The sequence below is a fragment of the Pseudomonas trivialis genome (genome assembly GCF_036864995.1).
GTDB lineage: Bacteria > Pseudomonadota > Gammaproteobacteria > Pseudomonadales > Pseudomonadaceae > Aquipseudomonas > Aquipseudomonas trivialis.
Window position 1 is genome coordinate 2264833 of the sequence record NZ_CP142151.1, and the last position, 23436, is coordinate 2288268.

Here is a 23436-nt window from a genome sequence, read left to right on the forward strand (position 1 = left end):
GGCGAGCGTGCTTGTCGTGGCGAGCGGGCTCGCCACAAAAACGCCAGTTCGATCTTCAGTGCCCATGCCAGCGACCGGCCAATAAGCGTTAGTGGCTAATGGCCGTTACCCTGATAGACTCCAGGCATTCATCCAGGATCACACCCGACCATGGCTGCCCCAGGAGGAAACGGAGTTCCGCTCGCTACCCGTCTGTATAAATCCCGCGCGCTGGGGCTGACGCTCGGCTTTGTGTGCGTGTTGTTTGGCATGTACCCCCTCGATCCATCGCCGTGGGTGTGGGCGTGGATGCTGGTGAACGCGTTTGTCTGGCCCCATGTGGCGTTTCAATTGTCATTGCGGGCGGTGCACACCCTGCGCAGCGAGCGGCGCAATTTGCTGTTCGATTCCTTCTGCGGCGGGTTCTGGGTCGGTGCCATGCACTTCAATCCGCTGCCCAGCGTCACCACACTGTTGATGATGACCATGAACAACGTCGCCATTGGTGGCCCGCGCTTCATGTGCGCAGGGTGGATCGCGCAGGGCGCGGGCATTTGTGCAGCGCTGCTGGTGTTCGCCCCGGCGTTTGTCGCCGTGACCACCCAGGCCCAGCTGTATGGCTGCCTGCCAATCCTGATGCTGTACCCGCTGGCGCTGGGCTGGATCTGCTATCGACAGGCCCGGACCCTGGCCCGGCATAAACGCCAACTGCTGGCCTTGAGCCGTACCGACAGCCTGTCCGGCTTGCTCAACCATGGCGCGTGGAAGGATCATCTGGAGATCGAATTTCAACGCTGCCGCCGGGAGCAGCAGGGCGCGGTGATTGCGCTGATTGACATCGACCATTTCAAACTCATCAACGACACCTACGGCCATGTCACCGGTGATATCGTCCTGCGCCAGTTGGGCAAAGTGTTGCGCCAGAACTTGCGTATCACCGATCTGGTCGGGCGTTACGGGGGTGATGAGTTCTGCATCATCATGCCGGGCATGCCGCTCAATCGTGCCACCGACGTGATGGATACCCTGCGTGATCGCTTCAACGCGCTGGTCTATAACCAGGACCCGACCTTGCGCGCCAGCTTGAGCATCGGCCTGGCGCCGTATCAAGCGGAGCATGCCGATTGCACCCGGTGGCTCAACGATGCCGACCTCGCGCTGTACGAGGCCAAAAGCGGCGGGCGCAACCGCGTCAGCTGCGTACAAGGCAGTTGGTTGCGGTCCGTTTAGTGGGGTAGGGTGTGACTTTTCCTACCAGCACTTAACAAGGATCGGTTTATGCTTTTCACCTTCCCGCGCACCCTTCTGGCCGCCACGCTGGCCTTGTCCTTCGCACTCCCGGCCTACAGCGCCGAACCCCATAAACAGATTCAGGCGGATGCCGAGCAATACAAAGGCCAGGCGCTGAAACTGCTGGAGCGCCTGGTGAACATTGATTCGGGCTCCGGCTACGGGCCAGGCCTGACACAAGTCAGCGACATCGCGGTCGATGAGCTCAAGCAACTCGGCTTTAGCATCGAACGCGTCCCGGATGCCGCCGCCAACAGCAGCCATGTGATCGCCACGCTCAAGGGCAGCGGCAAGGCCAACATCCTGCTGATGGCGCATATGGACACCGTATTCAAGGAAGGCTCGGCCGCCGAGCGCCCGTTTCACATCAAGGACGGACGCGCCTATGGCCCCGGCGTGATGGATGACAAGGGTGGCATCGTCGCCGGCATCTACGCGCTCAAAGTCCTCAAAGACCAGGGCTTCAAGGACTACGCAAAAATCACGTTCCTGCTCGACGCCAGCGAAGAAACCGGCTCCGATATCGCATCCGATCTGATCCGCAAAACCGCCAAGGGCCACGACGTCACCCTCAACCTGGAACCTGGTCGCCCGGCCGACGGCCTGGTGGTGTGGCGCAAAGGCAGCGCCACCGCCGTGGTCGACGTCAAAGGCAAAGCCGCCCACGCCGGCGTCGCCCCGGAACTGGGACGCAACGCCGCCATGGAAGCCGCGCACCAGATCCTGCAACTGGGCAAGCTCGGCGACGAAGACAAGAAAACCACCATCAACTTCACCGTGATCAACGCCGGCGACCGCACCAACGTCATCCCCGACCACGCCACCGCCAAGGCTGACGTACGCGCAGCATTGCCGGAAGAGTTTGATCGGATCGAAAAAGACCTGGTGCGCGTATCCGCCAACAAACTGATCCCGGAAACCGAAGTGACCACCACGCTCAAACGCGGCTTGCCGCCAATGCCGCAGACGGCAGAGTCCGACAAGTTGGTGGCAATTGCCCAGGGCATTTATGGGGAGTTGGGCAAGAAATTGACCATCGAAGGCAGCGGCGGGGCAGCGGATGCCAGTTTGTCGGCCGGAGTGGGCACGCCAACGCTGGATGGATTCGGGATTGTGGGGGGCAATATTCATACGCCGCAGGAATATGCGGAGGTGGAGAGTGTGGTGCCGCGGGTGTATTTGTTGAGTCGGATGATTATGGAACTTTCTAAGCGGTGAGTGGGGGGCTCACTCGGTGTTGAGTGAGCCTGCTGTTGAGGCATCCCGGTGTAGAGTCAGTTGCTGTGGCGAGCGAGCTTGCCACAGAGACTAATGCTTTCAGGGCTTACGATATTGCGTTGAAGGGCCACTATTAAGGTTTAGTGTGATTTTCAGCTTTATAACGTTTGAGACATTCGAGTAGCACTGTCATGAACTGCCTGTTGTCACGGATTTCATCTTCGAAATAAGTATCGAACAAATAAAAAACCGAACTGAAGTTGTCGTTGGTTAATAGAAAATGTTGAAGAGTGTCAATAAACCACTGCTGTTCATCTTTTTGTATGAAAGAAATTCAGGCTTGGTTAGCGTGTTGAATAATTCAGAAAGCTCCTTTTCGTTGTTTATGTTTTTTGAAGCTATGATTTGCTCTCTCTCCGCGTCTCTGCAGTTTTCTATGCAGTATGTAAACAGCAAGCCGCGCAGGATGGCGAGATCAGGTTTTTTCATTTTTCAAATCTCGTGAAGACGAGAAAATTCGGGTTTTCTCTCTCTTTTAATAACCTGCTTGTTCCTATCTTATTGGAAGCTTACGTCTATTCGTTCGGCTACTAAGATGAAGTGCTCGTTACAGTCCGGATGGTCATAGTGTACTCCTTCAATGTTTGGCGAGGTGAAGGTCAAAAGTGTGTCGTTGCACAAATCTCCTTAAAGGACGTAGGAGTAGCTGCGGGCGGCCTTCTCTTTGCCTTGCCTTTTATAAGGTATGTGTTGAACTCCCTCTCAAGCAGATCTTTATCGTTGTATTTTTTATATTTTTTTGGTAATTCACACGCGTACACATACAGCCTCCAAAGATCGAAGCCGTCCAATCTTCCGTCGGGTCCGTAATCAAAGTCGACACAAACTTCAGGCAGATAAACACTGCAGCCGATCCCGTGTAACTCTTAGGTCGCGTCATTATTGATCGTCCCGCATCGTGGGATTTTTTCGACCTCTATAGGATTAGAATGTTTTTTGTTCCAAATGAATTTTCAAGTATGTCTGTCGCTTTTTTACGTGTTCCAGATATTCATTTATCAAGTTTCCAGCGTTCGAGTATTCATCGTCTTGGCATTTCCAATCTATCGAGCCCAACTGCTTTCGAGGCATCTATGAGTTCTTCCTTGCTGTTGTACGAACTGTTATGGAGGCCTATATTTTCGATCAGCTTTATAGTTACTGGCGTATGTGTTTGTCTCGCCGCCGAAGCTCGATGGTGTTCATCAAAAATATGTAGACATTAATGTGAGCGCTTCGCCTACGCAGCAGCCCTAAAACCAGAGCTGGTGATCTCTCTAAAGAAAAGCATCTTGTTCCCGCAAGATTAGGAAAACCTATTTTTTGTGTTAGCCACAAGCTGAATTCGGATCGTTAAAGTATACAGCTGGACCGCAGAGAGAAATGAATTTGGCCTTTAGCTCAATTGCTGAAGATTTAGACGTTGCGTGCAACTCAAAATAATTTTCCCGTTTAATTATCACCATTTTAAATTTTTCTTTAGTTGGGATATTTTTGATCCTGATGTCGCTCAAACCCCCGCAATCTAAACCAATTCTGCATGTGTTAAAACCCTCTTTAATCCACTTTTCTGGGAGGGTGTCAGGAGTTTCTGGAATGTCAAAACCCAAGCCGATATTGGGCCTGTCATTATCAATGGTCACTGAGAAAAGTGTTATTTCGCCGATTTCCACTGGGTAGGTGAATACCTTGTTAAAAAAGATAGTGTTGTCCAGTTCGTTCCAATATTTCATTTTTTATCCTTAAATAGTCACGCAACTTGGGGCTTAGCAAGCAAATTTATCTGCAATCCCTCGCACTGTGTGATCAGGCGAAGGACTTTGCAGAGGTCGGAAGATAAAAGAAGCTGGCCTTATTCGCGGGGATGAATTCGGGATTGTGGGTGGGTGACATTCATACGCCGGAGGAATATGCCGAGGTGGAGAGCGTGGTGCCGCGGGTGTATTTGTTGAATCGGATGATTATGGCGCTTTCTAAGCAGTGAGTGGGGAGGCTCACTCGGTGTTGAGTGAGCCTTTTTTGTGAGACTACTCTGTGTAAAGTCAGTTGCTGTGGCGATCTCGCTACAGGGTCTTAGTTGTGTCAGGAAAAGTTGTGTTGGTTCTACCATGTAGATTGATCTTCGAGGCTGGCTTTATGAAGGTCGTCCTTCCATACCTCATGGGCTAAGCGGTAGATGTCGGCGAAAAAACCTCTAGGGTCGGCTATCTCTGTTTCATCCCAAGCTATTGTGATGTGCTCATCATAGTCACTCTCGAACTCTTTCGCAAAATCAAACTTCGGACTATCCAGCGCATCTTTAAGCATTGACATCAGAATAAATCGATGCCTGTAAGATAAATACATAAGGTCATCGAGGATATAATTTTTTATTATGATTTCCCGGTCTTTACTGCTGTTAGGATCATATGTCCAAAGCGCCTCGCCTTTAGTTTCTTCAAGGTCGTAAATAGATAGAGCGGCTAGGATGTAGGAAATTTTTGGTGTGAACGGTGAGTCTCTGAAGGGTGACTTCAACATGATTATCTCAATATGGGAACGCGGTAAATGGTCGAGTTATATCATTTTTGTCAAATCTGACCTCGGCGTTATTCATATTCTCCATATATTTTGGATTGTTTTTGTCTTTTTTATTGGGTTTGTAACAGTGTCCGGAGTTTGTTATTTCCATTTTGATCACAGGGTTGCCAGAAGCGTCATGCTGTGTATAGCGGGGATTGGCTCCCTGCATTTTATAGATGGCTTTATTAAGCGCGTGTAGATGCACCTTCCAGCTTTTGAATTGAGAACTGGAGTTTACTTTCCCTTTTGTTCCATTTGCGGGATTTGTTCCATCTATTGAACGCATTTGCATGGCGGTGCTGGGTATTTCTTTTCCGTGTTTAGCCACTGTATGCATATCATATTTTTTTTCAATTTCCATCACGCGCCGTTTTGCATTTTCCTCCGTTAGCTCGTCAATGCGCGCACGTCGCTCTTTTCCTACCGGCATGGGCAGCGTTGGCAGTCGCTCGTTTACCTTGGCCTTTCCAATTGGGTTTTCGAGCCCTGCGGTGGGTTTACATCCATCGTCACCGGGACATGAACTCAAGCCTAACGGATCGACCCACCCGGTAGGATTCGGCACGTACTGGTAAGCATTGATCCCGCCCGCCAGCTTCACCGGGTCCGGCGTCAGATAGCGCCCAACATCCGGATTGTAGTAGCGATGTCGGTTGTAGTGCAGGCCGCTTTCTTGGTCGAAGTATTGGCCTTGAAAGCGCAGCGGGTTGTCGACTTTTCCGACGTCGAGGCGGCTGATGTGGCCGTAGGCGCGGTAGTGGGCGGACCAGACGATTTCGCCGTCTGCGGCGGTGAGTTCCTGCGGGGTGCCGAGGTGGTCGAGTTGGTAGTGGTAGGGTTTGGTGGCGTTGGGGCCGAAACCTTCCAGCAGGGCCAATGGCCGGAAGCTGTCGGGTTCGTAGAGGTAGCTGCGGTGGCGGTCGGCGTGGTGTTCGGCGATCAGTTTGTCGCCTTGCCAGAAAAATTCCGTCGTTATTCCGCCAACGGTTTTGCTGATGCGGCGGCCAAAGGGGTCGTAGCGGTAGTCGGCGGTTTGGCCGTTGGGTTTTTTGACGGCGATCAGCCGATGCTGGCAGTCGTAGCGGTATTCGGTGACCAGTGCGTGAGCTTTGCCACGGCGTTCGCGGATCAGGTTGCCGAAGGCGTCGTGGTCGTAATGCCGGTCGCCCTGGATCATCAGGCGATTGCCGGCGACGATGTCCGGGCCGGGGCGGTCGTGCATCAGCAGGTTGCCGGCCGGGTTGTGGCCGAAGCGTTCCTGTAAGTCCTGCGAATGATCGGCGCGGGTCAGGCGGTGGAGCGGGTCGTAGGCGTAGTGGTGTTCGCCTTTGCGGGTGTCGAGAATGCGGGCGAGGTTGCCGGATTTGTCATAGTCGTATTGGCGGCGGTAGTAGCGATTTTCCTGTTGAGTGATGGCGTGGGCGTGCAGGCGGTGTTGGTCGTCGTAGTGGTAATGGCTGAGCAGTTGGCCTTGCTGTCGTTGCTGCTCCTTGCCCGCTTTGAATAGATGCGAGGTAAGCACTTCACCGTTGAGTTCGACGCTGCCGAGGTGGCCGCCTTTATCGTGGTTAAACGTGACGCGGTTGTTGTCCGGCAGACGCAGGCGCTGCAGTTGTCCGCAGGCGTCATAGCCATAACGCAAGGTGCCCCAGCCTTGATGCTCGGCGGTCAGGCGGTTTTGTCGATCGTACTCGTAGGCCAGCGCCCAGTGACCGTCTTCGACGCTGAGGAGATTGCCCTGGCGGTCGTAGGCGTAATCCACCTTATTGCCGTCCGGCAGGGTTTTTCTGACAAGACGTCCGGCGTGGTCACGCGCGTAGCGGGTAACCAACTGACTGCCATCGTCGCCGTATTCAGTCTTTTCCTGCAGGTTGCCGTTGAGGTCGTAAACGTAGGCGCTGCGCTGGCCGTCAAAGCCGATTTCCTGCTGGATCAGGCCGTTGGGATGGTAGGCAAGCCGGTAGGTCTCGCCGACCTCGTTTTCAATCTCAGTCAGCAATAACCGCGCATTGTCATAGCGATACTGGACCTGAGTGCCGTCGGCATTGAGTCGCCGACTGATCAGGTGCAGCCCATCGGCATACTCGTAGCAGGTGACGTTCCCCAGTTCATCGCGTTCGGCGGTGATTTTTCCGTAGGCGTTGTAGCTGTATTCCCTGCATGCACCGCCCGGCAATACCAGACGAATCAGTCGACCGACGCTGTCCCACTGATACTGGGTCAGCGCCCCATGCTCATCCTCGCGGGCAACCTCCCGTCCCAGGTCGTCATAGCGGTAGCGCTTGATCCCGCCATTGGGCAACTGCTCCTCAAGCAGTTGCCCGCGCTCATTCCACACCAGCCGCTGACAACTGTGATCGGGATACCAGACGCCAATCAGTTGCCCGTGTTTGTTGTAGCTGTAGTCGGTGACATGGCCGTCTGGATCAGTCTTACGCGTTACGTCGCCTTGCTCGTTGCGCTCGTACTTCCAAACCGCCTCACCCCGGCGCACCACCCGTACGAACCCGTTGTCATGCTCGTAGGACGTCGGCTCATCATCCCCGGGAAACAGCGCCACCAAGCGCCCAGCATCGTCGTACTGGTACGCCGTCACCGCGCCGAGCGGGTCCTGCTCAACCGTCAGCCGGCCTTTTTCATCGTAGGATTTGAAGTGTTGAGCGCCATCCGGATCAAACCGCTGCACCAGCCGCGCCCGCGGGTCATGCACATACACTTCCTGGCTGCCATCGGCGTTATGCACGGTGACGCGCCCGTCATCACCCCACACATAGCGCGTGTCCATCTGCGTAAAACTGGCCCAATGCCGCACACAGCGCGCCGCCTTGCCGGAACGTTCCCACGCCCAGAAGAAACTCGCCCCACCGGCCAGCCCACGCTCGAGAATCACGTGCTGCTCGTCGTACCGATAAACCTCGCACTCACCTACAGCATTGGTCGCCGACACCAGTCGGTCTGCGTCGTCGTAGGTGTAGGACACAACCGTCTGTTCAGTGACCCACTCGTAAGGCTCACGGCCCTTGGCGCGATGCACCTGATAGTCCACCGCGCCAATCCGGCCCTGCGCATAGCGCAACCACAGCGAGCGCCCGGCGCCGTTGTCCAGCCGCTCAATACGCCCCAGCACATCGCGGGAAATGCGCAGCCGGTTGTCATACGCATCACTGATCGACACCAGCACGCCATCGCGAAAGTGGTAAAACCGCGACGCCTGGGCCAGCACCAGTTCATCCGGTAAATCGCCCAGAAAGATCGCTGCTTCTGCCAGGCTGTTGGTGATCGCCGGGCGTGAAGCGGTCGGCAAGGGCAGGGTGGTCGACCGATTCTCATGGTCGGTCCACAGCACCGAATCGCCGGACACCACCAGCCGCTGCGCCAGGGCATGGCTCCAGCCAAACCCCAGCCCAACATCGATTTCCACCGCACTGGTGCGATACACCCGCGTCCACTCAAACGGCAAAATCCCGTCCAGCGTGCCGTCGGTGAGGGTGAGCAATTCCTCGCCGGTGACCATCGACACCGGACAGCCGTTGGTCACGGTTTTATCGGAAGAGGCAGCCGCATCCCCCGCCGGGTTCTTCGCCGAAACCGGCACATCATCCACGGGCGATTCGTGCACGAGTGCGGTGCGCTGCTGCTGGCTGCGCACCGCCGGCACGGCGTTCGGCACCAGCTCCTCGCCCACTTTCAGCGGCGCCACCGTCTTGATCGGCGTGGCCGCGCTCCCCAGCAGCAACGGCTTGGCCGTCTCGACATGCTGCGCCAACCCCGGCGGCGCCAACTGCTCGGCGAGCATCTCCAGCCAGCGGCGTACCTGCCCGGACTTGATATGACCCACCACCTGCACGCCCAGGCGAATCTTCACCCCCATGCCCCGCGTGGCCCAGATCAGCAACAGGTTGATCAGCACCTCGCCGGTGATTTCGCCCACCAGCTCAAGCATCTGCGGTGGCGGTAGCAGGCGGATCCAGCTGGTCAGCGCCGACAGGTAGATAAACAGCAGCGGCTCATCACTGAGCACCAGCAGGCCATGGGCGATGGCGTCCTTGCCCAGTGTGAGCAGCTCATCCAGCTCGCTTTGGGAGACATAGCGCAATAACTGCTCGCTGTTGGCCTTGAGGTTGGCGATCAGGTCGTACAGCTGCGTAATGTTGTCCCACAGGTTGTAGAGGGCTTTGGCCAAACCGCCCGCGAAGGCGGCGCCTTGCAGGGCGCTGCGCTTTAAGGGTGGGGCTTTGGCGAACTCAGCCCACTGCGCTTGGAAGGTGTCTTTCCATTCCTCGCGCAAGCGAATTTCCAGCCCGGCGATCAGCGACTGATAAGACGCATACAGCGCTTTGACGTGGTCTTTGGAAACGTTGGGGTAGAAGGTGATGTGATACGGCTGGCCGCGGGTGCATTCCGGGATTTCAAGCCTGCCGCTGGCATCTATCGTGCGCTGGAGCGGGGCGCCGATCGGACTGCCATCCGCTGCGATGGCCTGCACCATCACCGGCGTATCGCCGATGGGCACAAGGCGAGTGCTCTCGAACAGATGCACCAGGGTCAGCGAACCCTGGGCGGGGCAGGTCGCGACAACAGCGCTTGGCGTGCGCGAAGACGCCGGCGCACTCAGCGTGACGTCGTCGCCGACCTTGAAGATCTGTTCAAGCGCCAGCGCCGAGCCGCTCCAGAAACTCTCGGCCCATGCGTCGAAGGTGTTCAGGCAATCGCGAAAGTCACGAAAAACGCTTTCGACGTCCGGTGCCTTGGCATCCATTGGCGCCAGCACCAGCTTGGCAATGACCGGAATCATGAAGCAGCCCCGCAACCGGGGGCCTTAGCCAGCAAATCCATCTGCAATCCCTCGCACTGTGTGATCAGGCGAAGGACTTTGCAGAGGTTGGAGTAGGAGGGGAGTAGAGGTTATCCGGCGGCGCTGTGGGATGTTTCAGTAGCGCGTGTCTCCCACACAATGGGCCGTAACTGGGCGCACCGAGGTATCGTTCCACATATAGAACGATCAACGCTGTTTTTACCGTCTAGCGCACAATTACTATCGGTTTTAAGGTGTATGCACTTTGGAGGTACATCATGAAAAAGCTTATCGGTCTTTACACCAGCCCTCGTGGCCATTGGGTCGGCGACGGCTTTCCGGTGCGCACGCTGTTTTCCTACGACAACCTGGGCAAGCACATCAGCCCGTTCCTGCTGCTGGACCATGCCGGCCCGGCCGATTTCACGCCGACCGAACAGCGGCGCGGCGTCGGCCAGCACCCTCATCGCGGCTTTGAAACCGTGACCATCGTGTACGACGGCGAAGTCGAACACCGCGACTCCACCGGCGCCGGTGGCAAAATCGGCCCCGGCGACGTGCAGTGGATGACGGCGGCCAAGGGCATTCTTCACGAGGAATTCCATTCCGATGCCTTCGCCCGCAGCGGCGGGGCGTTGGAGATGGTGCAGCTGTGGGTCAACCTGCCGGCCAAGGACAAAATGGCCGACGCCGGTTACCAGACCATCGTCAACGGTGACATTCCCGTGCTGCCACTGGCCAACGACGCCGGCAAGCTGCGTCTGATCGCCGGTGAATTCGCCGGCACCCGAGGCCCGGCGCGCACGTTCACACCCATCGACGTGTGGGACCTGCGCCTGAATGCCGGCAAGGCCGTCACCCTGGACCTGCATGCCGGGCGCAATACCGCGCTGGTGATCCTGCGCGGGACGGTGCAGATCAATGGCGAAGAGGTGGCGCGCCAAGGGCAACTGGCGCTGTTCGAGCGTGACGGCCAACAGCTTTCACTGGCGTCGGACGACGACGCCATGGTGCTGCTGCTCAGCGGCGAGCCGATTGACGAGCCTATCGTCGGGCACGGACCGTTCGTGATGAACACCGAGCAGGAGATTCATCAGGCGTTTGCCGATTTCCAGGCCGGCAAATTCGGTCAGATGCATGGGAGGTAGCCCAGCCACATAGAAGGCCACCCCATCCCTGTGGCGAGGGGGCAAATGCCAGTCAGTTAAGCGCAGCTCCCCCTGTGGGAGCGGCGGTGCGACGATTCGACTTGCCCGCGAAAGCGGTAGGTCTTCAACATCAATGTTTGTTGGGCCGACGCCATCGGGAGCAAGCCCCCTCCCACATTTTGTACAGCGTTCGCAAACCATTCCGGTCGGCTCTCAGGCCGCCACGCTTTTGCTTTTGATCTGGAGCGCCCCGTCAAACACGCTGGCCGAACGCAGGTTTTGGAGCGTGGGTAACCCGGCAGGACGCCGGGTTAGCCGCGCTGGGCCAAGGATGGCCCATCGCGGCGGCCCACGCTCCAAAGCCTGCGTTCGGGCACACCGAGCCTGGGCGAGGTGCCGAGTGTTGGGGCAAGAGCCCTTTTGGTTACTTTTGGGGCTCTTTTCCAAAAGTGACCCGCCGTAAGGGCGGAACCCTAAGTAGCCGTTACCGCACAAACCGATATGTACACCGAAAAGTCGCACCGCTCGTTGCTTCGAGCATCACGTTGGCTTAACTGAACGGCATTAGGGCTTGCCCCGCATTGGGCTGCGAAGCGCCCCCAATCAAGGAAAACGCAGTGTGCATGGCACTGCGCAGAGCCTGGTTTTGGGTCTGCTTCGCAGCCCAACGCGGGGCAAGCCCGCTCGCCACAACAAGCCCGCTCGCCACAGGTTTGGCGCAGCGTTCTACATTTTGTGCTGCGCTATACCCGCCATCTTCATTTCATGCGATCTTCCCGTCATTGCCACTGGAGTCGCCTGGATGCCCTCATTTATCGCCGATCACCCGATGCTGTGCGCACTGGTATTGATCCTGATCGACATCGCCGTGTGGCGGCTGATTTCCGCCAACCTGGCCAACTGGAAGCTGGCGGCGCGGTTGGTGATTTTTGCGGTGTTCAGCGCGGTGCTGTTCAACGATGGCATGAACCCGATGCTGGTTGCGCCCTATGCCGACGACACCGCGCTGCATATGGCCGCCACCGCTTTGCAGATCGGCTGGTGGCTGTTCGCGGCGCGCACGCTCACGGTGCTGCTCGGCGCGTTGATGATGCAGCGGGTCGGGCACACCGGGCGGTTGTTGCAGGACTTGATGGGCGCGGTGATTTTCCTGATCGCGATCATCGCCGCCATGGCCTATGTGCTCGACCTGCCGGTCAAGGGCGTGCTGGCGACGTCCGGCGCGGTGGCGATCATTGTCGGCCTGGCCTTGCAAAGCACCTTGAGCGATGTGTTTTCCGGGATCGTGCTCAACACCACCAAACCCTATCAACTGGATGACTGGATCTCCATCGACGGCACCGAAGGCCGTGTCACCGATATCGACTGGCGCGCCACACGGTTGCAGACTTCTCAGGGCAGCCTGGCGGTGATTCCCAACTCGCTGGCGGCCAAGGCCAAGATCATCAACTTCTCGCGCCCGGCGGACATGTTCGGCCTGACGGTCAGCCTGCAGGTCAGCCCCCATGCCCGTCCGCAAACCGTGATCGATGCGCTGGAACGTGCCATGCAGGGTTGTCGACCGTTGCTGGCCAAACCCGCGCCGAGCGTGGCGTTCAAGGCGTCCGCCAGTGGCGGCGTGGAGTATGAAATCAGTGGTTTCGTGCCGGCCATGACCCTCAAGCGCGAAGTGCGCAACCAGCTTTACGACCTGGCGTTCCGGCATTTGCAGGCGGCGGGCGTGGGCCTGCTCTCGTCGACCGAGAGCAGCGCACCGGCCGAGATGTCCGGCGCGCGCGCGTTGCTGGAGCGCTCGTCGATTTTCTCTACGCTGCGCCAGGAAGAGAAAGAAACCTTCAGCCAGAACATGACCCTGCACACCTACCGTGCCGGCGAGATGATCCTGCCGGCAGGGAGGTCAGCGATCATTTGTTTATCGTCGAGTCCGGCGTTGTGTCGGTGATGCTCACCAAGGCCGGGCATACATTCGAAGCCGGACGCATGGGGCCGGGGGAGGTGATCGGCGAGGCGGGCATTCTGTCCGATCAGGCGGCGCTGGCGGACTTTACCGCGAAGACGTTTTGCACCCTGTACCGCATCGAAAACGAATACCTCAAGCCGTGCCTGGATGCGCGTCATGACATCGGCGAAGCCATGAAGGCGCTGCTGGACTTTCGTCTGCATGCCGCACAGGTGTTGACCGAGGACGCGCCGGTGGTGCCGGTGAAGAAGGGCTTTTTGCAATGGCTGCGCAAGCGCGGCCTGTAACGGCGCTGTCGCGATCCGACAGCGCCGCTGCGTTGCGTCAGAACGTCAGGTAGACCGGGCTGGCAGTGGACAGCGAGGCTTTCACCCCCTGCGCCGTGTCACTGATCAGCGCCTCCTGGCGGTCTTCACTCAGGGCTTGCAGGGTGACCGCGACCACCTCGGCCGGCGTGCTTTTCGGCGCCTGCACATCGGCCACCATGTCGGTGTCGATGTAGGCCGGGTGCACGCCGATCACCAGCGTGTTCTGCCCACGCAGTTCGCCACGCAGGCCGTTGGTGAGGCCCCACTGGGCGGACTTGGAAGTGCTGTAGCCGCCGGAGCCGGGCGGGCTCAGCCAGCTCAGGACCGAGAGGATATTGATCAGGGCGCCGCCGCCTTGCCTGGCCAGGATCGGCGCAAACGCGCGGCTCATGCGCAGGGTGCCGAGGGTGTTCACCTCAAAGTGCTGTTGCAGGTTGTCGATGCTGTCTTCAGCGAGCAATGAGCCGTACTTCAAGAAGCCCGCGTTGTTGATCAGCACACTGACGTCGCCGCATTGCTCGGCGGCGCGCTGCACGCTGGCCGGGTCGGTAATGTCCAGCGTAATCGGCGTGCTGCCGGGAATATCGACACTGCCCGGATCCCGCGCGCCGGCGTACACCTTGGCCGCGCCTGCGGCCAGCAGCGCAGTGACGAACGCCTTGCCCAGGCCACGATTGGCACCGGTCACCAGTACCACTTTTCCACGAATATCCATGAGATGCTCCACGCGCCAGTTGGGTTTAATAATGAAACTGTTTTTATCCTGTGCGTTTGGGTCCTATAATGCAACCTTATTTTTCACGCAGGCGCAGGGATACGATGAAACGCAAATGCCTGAAAGGGAACGGCTGCCCGGTGGCGCGCGCGCTCGATGTGGTGGGCGACTGGTGGACGCTGCTGATCATTCGCGATGCATTCGCTGGCGTCACGCGCTTCGGTGATTTCCAGAAGCACCTGGGCGTGGCGAAAAATATCCTCGCCACGCGCCTCAAGGACATGGTCGAGCAAGGCCTGCTGGAAACCCGCGAAGTTGGTGCGCGCAGCGACTATCAACTCACGGACAAGGGCCGCGCGCTGATGCCGGTGCTGGTCACGTTGGCCCAGTGGGGAGAGGCGCATACCGAGCCCGAAGACGTCGGTACGCAGTTGCTGGATGCGCGTCTGCTCAAGCCGCTGCGCAAGGTCGAGATCGTGTCCGAAGACGGCCGGGTGCTGGGGCTTGGGGACATTGTCACCCAGGCCCCTTAGGCCTTGATAACGAGGGTTCAGCGCACCAGGCACGGGCGCTTGTTGTCGAAGCTCCAGCCGGGAATCAGAAACTGCATGGCCACGCTGTCATTGCGCGCGCCCAGGCCCATGCCTTGGTAGAGTTCGTTGGCATGCGCCACGGCGTCCATGTCGATCTCCACCCCCAGGCCCGGCTTGGCCGGCACCTTGATGTGGCCGTCGACAATCTGCAGCGGCGCCTTGGTCAGACGCTGGCCGTCCTGCCAGATCCAGTGGGTGTCGATCGCGGTAATGTCGCCCGGCGCCGCCGCCGCCACCTGGGTGAACATCGCCAGGGAAATATCAAAGTGGTTGTTGGAGTGCGAGCCCCAGGTGAGGCCCCACTCGTGGCACATCTGCGCCACGCGCACCGAGCCCTGCATGGTCCAGAAGTGCGGGTCGGCCAGGGGAATGTCCACCGATTGCAGTTGGATGGCATGGCCCATTTCGCGCCAGTCGGTGGCGATCATATTGGTGGCGGTCGGCAGGCCGGTGGCGCGACGGAATTCGGCCATGACTTCGCGACCTGAATAGCCGTTTTCCGCGCCGCACGGGTCTTCGGCGTAGGCCAGCACGTGATGCTGATCGCGGCACAGGGCGATGGCTTCCTTGAGTGACCAGGCGCCATTCGGGTCCAGGGTGATGCGCGCGTCGGGGAAGCGTTCGGCCAGTGCGGTCACCGCTTCGATTTCCTCTGCGCCGCGCAGGACCCCGCCCTTGAGCTTGAAGTCGTTGAAACCGTATTTGGCCTTGGCGGCTTCGGCCAGACGCACGATGGCGTCCGGGGTCATGGCCTGCTCGTGACGCAGGCGGAACCAGTCGTCGGCGTCGGCTTCGCTGCGGTAGGCGAGGTCGGTGCGGCTGCGGTCGCCGATGTAGAACAGGTAGCCGAGCATCTTCACTGCGTCGCGCTGCTGGCCTTCACCGAGCAAGGCGGCCACCGGTACGTCGAGGAACTGGCCGAGCAGGTCGAGCAGCGCGGCTTCCATGGCGGTTACGGCGTGGATGGTGATGCGCAGGTCGAACGTCTGCAGGCCGCGTCCGCCGCTGTCGCGGGTGGCAAAGGTGCGGCGCATGGCATTGAGGATGCTCTGGTATTGGCCGATGGGTTTGCCGATCACCAGGCTGCGCGCGTCTTCCAGGGTCTCGCGGATACGCTCGCCGCCGGGCACTTCACCTACGCCGATATGCCCGGCGCTGTCCTGCAGGATCACGATATTGCGCGTAAAGAACGGCCCGTGGGCGCCGCTGAGGTTGAGCAGCATGCTGTCGTGGCCGGCCACCGGAATCACTTGCAGGCTGGTGACCACCGGGGCGTTGCTGGCGTGGTGCTGATGTTCTGTGTTCATGAAGAAGCGTTCCTTATTTGCTCAGGGCGGGGGCAGGGTGCAGCACGCTGGCGGTGTGGGCGCCGGGGCGGGTCTTGGCAAAAAACACCAGGATGGCCGCGAGAATTGATGTACCGGCCAGCCCGTACAGGCCGCCCTGGATCGACCCGGTGGTCTGCTCCAGAAAGCCGAAGGTGGTCGGCGCGACAAACCCGCCGAGGTTGCCGATGGAGTTGATCAACGCAATCACTGCCGCCGCGATGCGCGCATCCAGATAGCCCTGGGGAATCGGCCAGAACAGCGAAGACGCCGACTTGAAACCGATGGCCGCAAAGCAGATGGCGATGAAGGCAAAGACCGGCCCGCCAGTGGTGGAAAAGAACATCCCCGCAGCGGCGATCAACAGCGCCGTGGCCACCCAGGCCTGCTGGTGCTTGTACTTGCCGGCCAGCGCCGCGAATGAGTACATCGCGATGATCGAGATCAGCCACGGAATCGAGTTGTAGAAGCCCACCTGAATGTCGCTCAGGTCGCCCATCTTCTTGATGATGCTCGGCAGCCAGAAAGTGGCGGCATAGATGGTCAACTGGATGCAGAAATACAAGGCGCAGAACAGCATGATCTGACGGTCCTTGAGCAAGGTGCCCAGGGTTGGCTTGACCGTGTTGGCGGCATCGCGTTCGCGTTGTTCGCGGTCGATCTCGCCCACCAGCGCGTCCTGTTCCTCACGGCTGAGCCATTTGGCATCGTGGGGTTTGGAGTCGAGCCAGAACCACACGAAAAAGCACAGCAGCACCGAAGCCATGCCCTCGATGATGTACATCCATTGCCAGCCGTGCAGGCCCAGGCCTGTGATCTGCAACAGCACGCCGGACAGCGGGCCGGAGATCAGCGAGGCCAGCGCCGAGCCGCTGAGAAAGATCGCAATCGCCTTGCCGCGCTCCACGCCGGGCAGCCAGCGGGTGAAGTAGTAGATCACCCCCGGAAAGAACCCGGCCTCGGCCACCCCCAGCAGAAAGCGCAGGATGTAGAAGTGGGTTTCGTTCTGGATGAAGGCCATCAAGGTGGCGGTGATGCCCCAGGTGAACATGATGCGGGTCAGCCAGATACGCGCACCGACCTTTTGCAGCAGCAGGTTGGAAGGTACTTCGAACAGCGCATAGCCGATGAAGAACAGACCGGCACCCAGGCCGTAGGCGGCCGCGCCGATGCCCAGGTCATGTTCCATGTGGGTGCGCACGAAGCCGATATTGACGCGGTCGATGTAATTGACGATGAACATGATCACGAAAAGTGGGAGCACATGGCGCTTCACTTTCTTGATCGCGCGGGCCAGCACGGGATCGTGGGCAGGCGCAACTGTGGCGGGGCTGGAAGGGGTCACGAGGTAGAACTCCCACTGATTATTGTTGTGCGGGTTGGGTTCAGGGTCGTCGGACATGTCTGACAACTTGCCAGACATCATACAACTGGGATTTTTAAAGTGGCAACCCCTATCTCCAGACCTGTGATGACCCCTGTGGCAGCTGGCTTGCCTGCGATAGCTTCACATTGCTGTACCTGATGCACCGCAGTGTCTGCATCGCAGGCAAGCCATCTCCCACAATGAATTCATGCAATCCGGGGAAAATTTGTTTGTTGTCATACAAGTTACCGCATCAAACAGAATGCTAGTATTGCGCGGTCTTTTCGATGGACCCGCCCATGCTCACCGACCCCCCACGCAAGCGCCCCCAGGGCCTGGCCCATGACATCGTCAGCGACCTGACCCAGCAAATTCTGCTGGGGCAGATGACGCCCGGCGAGAAGCTGCCGTCCGAGTCCGCCATTGTTGGCGAGTACGGTGTCAGTCGCACGGTGGTGCGCGAGGCGCTGTCGAAATTGCAGGCGGCCGGGTTGGTGGAAACCCGGCATGGCGTCGGCACGTTTGTGCTGGCGCGCGACTCGCGCCAGGGCCTGCACCTGACCCACGACACCGCTGTAAGTGTGCGCGGCGTCCTCGAACTGCGCATGGGCCTGGAAACCCAGGCCGCTGCCCTGGCAGCGCTGCGCCGCACCGACGCGCAATTGCAGCAGATGCGCCAGGCCCTTGATGACTATCAGGATTCGCTGGGCAGTCACGACAGCAGCGTCGAGCCCGATGTGCGCTTTCATCAGTTGATCGCCCAAGCCACGGGCAATAGCTACTTCACCGACGTGATTCAGCACTTGGGCAATTCAGTGATTCCGCGTTCGCGCATCAACGCCCAGGAGCGGGGTGATGCGGACCTGGTGCAACTGGGGCAGTTGGCCAATCTGGAGCACGAGGCGATTCTCAAGGCTATCCGCCGCCAGGATCCGGATGCGGCGCGGGCGGCCATGTTGCTGCATTTGAGTAATAGCCTGGAGCGTATGACCGGGGAGTAAGAGCGCCCCAGATCAAAAGCAAAAGCGCGACGGCCTTGGAGCCGACCGGGGTTGTCTGCCGAACGCTGTACAAACTGTGGGAGGGGGCTTGCTCCCGATGGCGGAGTGTCAGTCAGCTTATGTGTAGCTGACCCACTGCCATCGGGAGCAAGCCCCTCCCACATGTGATCTCCATTTGCCTGATGGATATCACACCGCTTTTGATCTGCTTTGCTTTGGCTTTTGATCTTGGCCGCGACGGCCTTGGAGCCGACCGGGGTTGTCTGCCGAACGCTGTACAAACTGTGGGAGGGGGCTTGCTCCCGATGGCGGATTGTCAGTCAGCTTATTGTGAGCTGACCCACTGCTATCGGGAGCAAGCCCCCTTCCACATTTGGATCTCCATGGATCAGATAGAACACTGCCTGCTTTTGATCTGCTTTGCTTTGGCTTTTGATCTTGATCTTGATCTCAGCGCCCTGTCACCCAAATACTGCCCGAACGCGGCGCGCGCTATTCAGCCTTGCCCTGCATCGGCCAGATCCGCTCCCGCTGCGTCTGCCCCAGCCACACCATGCCGTGCATGAACGTCTCGCGCTCTTGCGGTGTGGTCAGCGGGAACTGCGCCAGATGGGTATGCGCCATTTCCCGCACTTGCTCGAACCACGCCCGTTTATCCTCCTCGTTATCAAACGCCTGCCCCTCCAGGGCATGGGCGGGCATCAGCTCGCTCGGCTCCAGCGGCAGTGCATCGCGGGTGAAGAGGCGCGCGTTGATGTTTGCGCTGCAGATTTCCACGGTCAAACCGGTAATGCCCTTGGCCAGCAGCTTTTTAAGCGGCTTGATCTTTTTGTGGGTCTGGGCGGCAAAGTTGGTGGACTTGAGCAACGTGTTGTACTGCGGCTTGAAGTGGTTGATCAGCGCCGCTTCCGCCAGGGTGACCACCTCGTCGCGATTGAGGCGCACCGCGCGCAGCCGTTCGAAGTGTGCGTGATCCTCTTGCTCGCAGGCCTGGGGATCAAGGTTGAGGTCGCCGCCATTGCTGATCACGGTGCGCCCGTGTTCAAAGCGATACAGCAGCAGCGAGATTTCCAGCTCCGGGGTGTTGGTCGAAGCTTCGACCAGGATGCGTTGCAGGGTGGTGTGGTTAAGCAAACGGTCGACGGCGGTCAGCGCGTTGACCTTGCCCAGGCCCTGGCCGACATACAGCACGTTCATGTCCCGTTGCTCGGTGTGCAGCGCACTGCTGGCGTTGGCGACCACGATATGGGCGGCGGTGATGACCTGGCGTGTGGCGGTGGTGATCAGCAGGTGGGTGCCGTTGGGGGCGACCTGCACCTGCTCGATGGCGTCGCGATCCCCCGGCGTGATCGGCGGGATCTCGTAGCTGAAAGGGATCGGCTGCTCGCCGGTCTCGTCCATCACCAGGAAAAAACTGCCGTGCACGGTGCGGCCCTGTAACTGCAGATCGTAAGGATTGATCAGCACCCGCCGTCGCGCAGTGATCAGGTAGATATTGCTGCCGGCGATCATCTCCCGATAAAGGGCGTCATCCTTGGCCCGGTAGAGGTCGGCGGGTGTCAATACCGAGGGCGGGCTGGAGTAGAGGTGGGTGGCGCCTTCGGCCGAAAACTGTCGAAGAATGGAGTCCATGCTGTTCATCGTCGTGTCCTTGTGTGGCTGCGCACAGCGGCAGGGTGGAGCGCCATTTTGCCAAACTCGCGACGCGACGGGCACTGGCCGAACGGTCAGGTACTCCCACCTTCTCCTGTATCGCCTTCAGCCGACCTGACAGCCGTGTTTGCTGTGCATCACGGCGTGCACACCAACGCCTGGCGCTCATAATTCAATGCCTTGCTCTGCGCCGGCAGCGCATAGTTTGCCGTGCAGCGGTGTTCGCCCCACTTGATCACCAGACTGCCCTGGTCCTGCTCCACCAACGCCAGCGCGTTGCCATTGGGGTCGGCAATTGCCAATTGTTTGCCCGCCGCGTCTTCCAGCGAGGCGCCGAATGACAGCGGCCGGTGCTGCGCATCAAATAACTCGAATAACACCCGCCGTCCAGTGGTGCCGCTGTAGCGTGCCACCACGATGGCGCCCCGGCGCGGCACCCGTTGCTGGGTGGCGTTGGTGACTTCGACATTGGCGCCCAGGTCGCGGGTGTCCAGGCTGATCCAGTTGACCCGGTAGGGTTGCGCCGTGGGGATGACCGCGTAACCGTTGTATCCGGTCTCCACGCCGCTGTAGCTGCTGATTTTCGCCCCTGAAATGCCCGGCACCTCGGCCAGGGCGAAGGTTTCGCTGAGGGTCTGCCCCAGGTTGATTCCACCCGCGTGAGCCACCACCGAGCCTGCCACGTTGAGGTTCTGCGAGGTGTAACCCTGGCCCTGGTTGAAGCCGAAGCCGACGTCGCCCATGGACGTGCGGCTGTTGAGCGTCACCGAGCCGGAGTCACCGCTGGTGTCGCTATGGCCCGCCTGCACCGAATAGGATGTGTCGCTGGCGTCGGCGACATAGCCATTGATGCCCGCCTGGGTGGTGGTGTTGCCATGCTGTCGGCTGCTGGTCACGAATGCCCGTGGCGCGCGGGCCTGGCCGCCCAGCGCAAAGGAGATCGACAGGTTGAGTTGGGTGTCGCTGCCCGACTCGCCCCAGGTCACGATCTGCTCGGTACGCGTCACGTTGAGGTTGTAGTTCAGGTCGCCCCAGTTGTTGCTGTAGCCGGCGGTAAAGTTGCGCGAGCCGCTGCGGTTCCAGTAGCGCTGGTCGCTGGCCGTCACGTACAGGCTGCCCAGTTCGCGGTTGCGGCCGATGCTCTGGTTGATGGTCAGGTCGGTGCGGGTCTTGGAGTGGCCGCCACGCAAGCGCAGGTCATCGCTGTTGTCCTGCACATGGTCGGTGAGGGTGCGGTAGCCCTCGGTGGAGTAGCGGTAGGCGGCCAGGGTGAAGTTGGTGTCAGTGCCGGTGAAGGTCTTGGCGTACAGCGCCCGCACGCTGCTGCCCTGGGTGGTTTGCCCGTGTGCTTTGCTCGAGGAGTGCGTGGCGTCCAGCGAGAAGGCGCCGAAGGCGGTATTGCGGCCGGCGCCGAGCGACAGCGCGCTGTAGTCCTCGCTGGCCTGTATGCCGAGGATGCCGCTCAGGTTGCTGGTCAGGCCGTACGCCAGGGTGCCGCTGAGAAAGCGCGGCGACGCCAGCCCATCGGCATTGCTGCTGAAGGTGCCCGCCGAGACGCTGTACTTGAGCTGGCCCTCGCGCACCATGATCGGCAGGCTGGAAAACGCCTGGGTGGTCACGCGGCGGCTACCGTCGGCTTCGATCACGGTGACCTGCAGGTCGCCGTTGGAACCACTGGGGTAGATGTCGTTGATCTCGAACGGCCCCGGCGCGACATTGGCGGTATAGAGGATGTAGTCGTTCTGGCGGATTTCCACGGTGGCGTTGGTCTGCGCCACGCCGCGGATGACCGGCGCATAGCCACGCTCGCTGTCGGCGCGCATGCCGTCGTCGGAGGCCAGCTTGACCCCGCGATAGCGCACGCTGTCGAACAGGTCGGTGTCGGAGAAGATTTCACCGGCACTGAACTGGCCCTTGATCGCCGTGACGTCGTGCTGCACGTAGGTGCGGTTGCTGGTGAAGGTGTTCGAGCGTCCGGTGCCGCTGCTCAGGTTGGATTCGTTGCGCAGGCGCCAGGCCCCCAGGTTGATACCGTTGCGCAGGCCAAGGTTAGTGGTGGTGCGCGTGGCGTAGTCGCCGGCGGTGCGGCTGCTGTTGAGCTGGTAATTGATAAAGGCAGCGGGCACACCTGCATCCCATAGCTGCGGGTCGACATAGCCGCGCAAGCCGCGCTGCATCGCCACTTGCGGGATGCTCGCCAGCAAGCGCAGGCGGCTGCTGTCATAGCGCACGCTGGCGGCGTCGATCAGGTCGGCCAGGGCATAGCAGTCCTGCGGGTGTTGCGGGTCGAGTTTGCCTTCGGTCTCCAGGCGAGCCAGGTCGACACCCAGTTGCTTGAGCAGCTCCAGGTTCAGGCAGGCTTCGACCCGCTCGGTGTGCCGGTTGCGCTTGAAGTCGATATCGCGCCGGCCTACCAGCACCTCGTTGCTGTACAGGTCGACGCGGTAGTTGCCCGGCAACACGCTGTCGGCGGCGAGCAGTTGTTGCAGGTCCACCTGCGACTGTGCGCCTTGCAGGAAGGTGGTGTTGAAGCCTTGCGCAGCGTCATCGGCCAGCGCCGGGGCGGGCACGCAGGCGGCCATCGCCAGCCACAGCGTCTTCAACTTCAGTGCGCCACGCGCGGGGCTGTTGCTGGAAAGAAAAGACATGCGAAGACCTGTGGCATCCCGGATTGGCAGACAGGCGCGCACGCGCGCAGCTACGCACGTGAAGTGAGCCTGTGGGTGAGAGAAACGGCTTAGGGGTTGAGGCGTGATTCGGTCGCGGATACCGAGGCCGAGGCGTTACCCGACAGCGCTGCGCTGTAGTGATTCTGCGCGCCGTAGTCATTGATGCTGGAGAACGACAACAGCACCGGGCCAGGGTTGAGGGGCGCGCCGAGCGGGAAGGTTCGGACCTCGCCGGGCGCAATCATGGTGGAGTCGCTGGCCAGTTGCGTCTGCACTTTGAGGTCGGCCATGGACACGTGGTACAGCGTCGGGTTCTTCACCTGCACACCCTGTTTGACCAGGCGCCACTCAAGTTGCGCCGGTGCCTGCAGCGCGCTGCCTGGCAGGCCCGCAGGCCGGTAGAAAATCTTGATGCGTTGGCGGATGGCCAACTGCAAGGTGTTTTCGGTTTCGCTGGCCCTGGGGATTTCCTGCACGTTGAGCCACACCACCGACTCACGGTCCGTGGGCATGCCGGCGCCTTCATAGAGAATGCGCAGCAATTGCTGCTCCTTGGCAAACATCCGCGCCAGCGGCGGGGTGACGGCGAAAGGCGCATGGCTGGCGCCGGCATCATTGTTGTCGACCCAGGACTGAATCAACACATCCTGATTGCCGTTGCGCACGGTGATATTGGCTTCCTTGTGGTCGCCATCGAACACGATGCGGGTGGCATTCAAGGAAATGCTGGCGGCGGCGTGGCTAGCCATAAGCATGCCCAGCAGCCCCAGGCATGCAGCGAAAGAACGAGGCAGCATGAGGGTTACCCGGTGGTA

15 protein-coding genes and 2 pseudogenes are annotated in these 23436 nt (G+C 59.8%); 6 read left to right on the forward strand and 11 right to left on the reverse strand.

The annotated features are described in order from the left end of the window. The first annotated feature begins 150 nt into the window (after positions 1-150). Together VRB54_RS10080 and VRB54_RS10085 are read left to right on the forward strand one after the other, a co-directional pair. Positions 151-1209, forward strand: coding sequence for a diguanylate cyclase (locus tag VRB54_RS10080; protein WP_338480654.1), 1059 nt, complete (start codon positions 151-153; stop codon positions 1207-1209). Positions 1210-1257: 48 nt separating this feature from the next. Further along, positions 1258-2487: a M20/M25/M40 family metallo-hydrolase gene (locus VRB54_RS10085; protein ID WP_338480655.1), complete on the forward strand. Its 1230-nt coding sequence runs from the start codon at positions 1258-1260 to the stop codon at positions 2485-2487. 133 nt (positions 2488-2620) lie between these two features. Here VRB54_RS10085 and VRB54_RS10090 read toward each other — a convergent pair. The 5 genes and pseudogenes from VRB54_RS10090 to VRB54_RS10105 all read right to left on the reverse strand — a co-directional run bounded on the left by VRB54_RS10090 (position 2621) and on the right by VRB54_RS10105 (position 9883). Then, a pseudogene (locus VRB54_RS10090) lies at positions 2621-2976 on the reverse strand (hypothetical protein). 170 nt (positions 2977-3146) lie between these two features. Continuing rightward, positions 3147-3401, reverse strand: coding sequence for a DUF6896 domain-containing protein (locus VRB54_RS24535; protein WP_422396098.1), 255 nt, complete (start codon positions 3399-3401; stop codon positions 3147-3149). A 453-nt stretch (positions 3402-3854) separates the two neighbouring features. Continuing rightward, positions 3855-4259, reverse strand: coding sequence for an Imm50 family immunity protein (locus VRB54_RS10095; protein WP_338480656.1), 405 nt, complete (start codon positions 4257-4259; stop codon positions 3855-3857). 370 nt (positions 4260-4629) lie between these two features. After that, on the reverse strand, positions 4630-5046 hold the full coding sequence (locus VRB54_RS10100; protein WP_338480657.1) for a hypothetical protein: 417 nt from the start codon (positions 5044-5046) through the stop codon (positions 4630-4632). Positions 5047-5053: 7 nt separating this feature from the next. Then, positions 5054-9883 (reverse strand): RHS repeat-associated core domain-containing protein, encoded by a 4830-nt coding sequence (locus tag VRB54_RS10105; RefSeq protein WP_338480658.1) that lies wholly within the window; start codon positions 9881-9883, stop codon positions 5054-5056. 278 nt (positions 9884-10161) lie between these two features. Between VRB54_RS10105 and VRB54_RS10110 the strand changes: the two genes are divergently transcribed. Both VRB54_RS10110 and VRB54_RS10115 read left to right on the forward strand, forming a co-directional pair. After that, positions 10162-11031 carry a pirin family protein gene (locus tag VRB54_RS10110; RefSeq protein ID WP_338480659.1) on the forward strand — a complete coding sequence of 290 codons (870 nt, stop codon included), beginning with the start codon at positions 10162-10164 and terminating at the stop codon, positions 11029-11031. 802 nt (positions 11032-11833) lie between these two features. Next, positions 11834-13278 (forward strand): annotated as a pseudogene (locus tag VRB54_RS10115) (mechanosensitive ion channel domain-containing protein). A gap of 37 nt (positions 13279-13315) precedes the next feature. Here the strand turns inward: VRB54_RS10115 and VRB54_RS10120 are convergent. Next, a complete protein-coding gene (locus VRB54_RS10120) occupies positions 13316-14014 on the reverse strand; it encodes an SDR family oxidoreductase (RefSeq protein WP_338480661.1) in 699 nt (232 codons plus the stop codon). A 104-nt stretch (positions 14015-14118) separates the two neighbouring features. On the opposite strand from VRB54_RS10120, the gene VRB54_RS10125 reads away from it, so the two are divergent. Further along, positions 14119-14547 (forward strand): helix-turn-helix domain-containing protein, encoded by a 429-nt coding sequence (locus VRB54_RS10125; protein WP_338480662.1) that lies wholly within the window; start codon positions 14119-14121, stop codon positions 14545-14547. 17 nt (positions 14548-14564) lie between these two features. Here the strand turns inward: VRB54_RS10125 and gudD are convergent, their stop codons facing one another. Continuing rightward, a complete protein-coding gene (gene gudD / locus VRB54_RS10130) occupies positions 14565-15914 on the reverse strand; it encodes a glucarate dehydratase (RefSeq protein ID WP_338480663.1) in 1350 nt (449 codons plus the stop codon). Positions 15915-15927: 13 nt separating this feature from the next. Next, complete coding sequence (locus tag VRB54_RS10135; RefSeq protein ID WP_338480665.1) at positions 15928-17334, reverse strand: MFS transporter; 1407 nt, start codon at positions 17332-17334, stop codon at positions 15928-15930. 263 nt (positions 17335-17597) lie between these two features. Between VRB54_RS10135 and VRB54_RS10140 the strand changes: the two genes are divergently transcribed. Further along, positions 17598-18299, forward strand: coding sequence for a FadR/GntR family transcriptional regulator (locus VRB54_RS10140; RefSeq protein ID WP_338480666.1), 702 nt, complete (start codon positions 17598-17600; stop codon positions 18297-18299). A gap of 492 nt (positions 18300-18791) precedes the next feature. Here the strand turns inward: VRB54_RS10140 and VRB54_RS10145 are convergent, their stop codons facing one another. The 3 genes from VRB54_RS10145 to VRB54_RS10155 all read right to left on the reverse strand — a co-directional run bounded on the left by VRB54_RS10145 (position 18792) and on the right by VRB54_RS10155 (position 23418). Continuing rightward, the gene (locus VRB54_RS10145; RefSeq protein WP_338480667.1) at positions 18792-19940 is read right to left on the reverse strand and encodes a hypothetical protein; all 1149 of its coding nucleotides are present in this window, start codon (positions 19938-19940) and stop codon (positions 18792-18794) included. 149 nt (positions 19941-20089) lie between these two features. Continuing rightward, positions 20090-22600, reverse strand: coding sequence for a fimbria/pilus outer membrane usher protein (locus VRB54_RS10150; protein WP_338480669.1), 2511 nt, complete (start codon positions 22598-22600; stop codon positions 20090-20092). Between the two features lie 89 nt (positions 22601-22689). Next, positions 22690-23418 (reverse strand): molecular chaperone, encoded by a 729-nt coding sequence (locus VRB54_RS10155; protein WP_338480670.1) that lies wholly within the window; start codon positions 23416-23418, stop codon positions 22690-22692. Between the last annotated feature and the right edge of the window lie 18 nt (positions 23419-23436).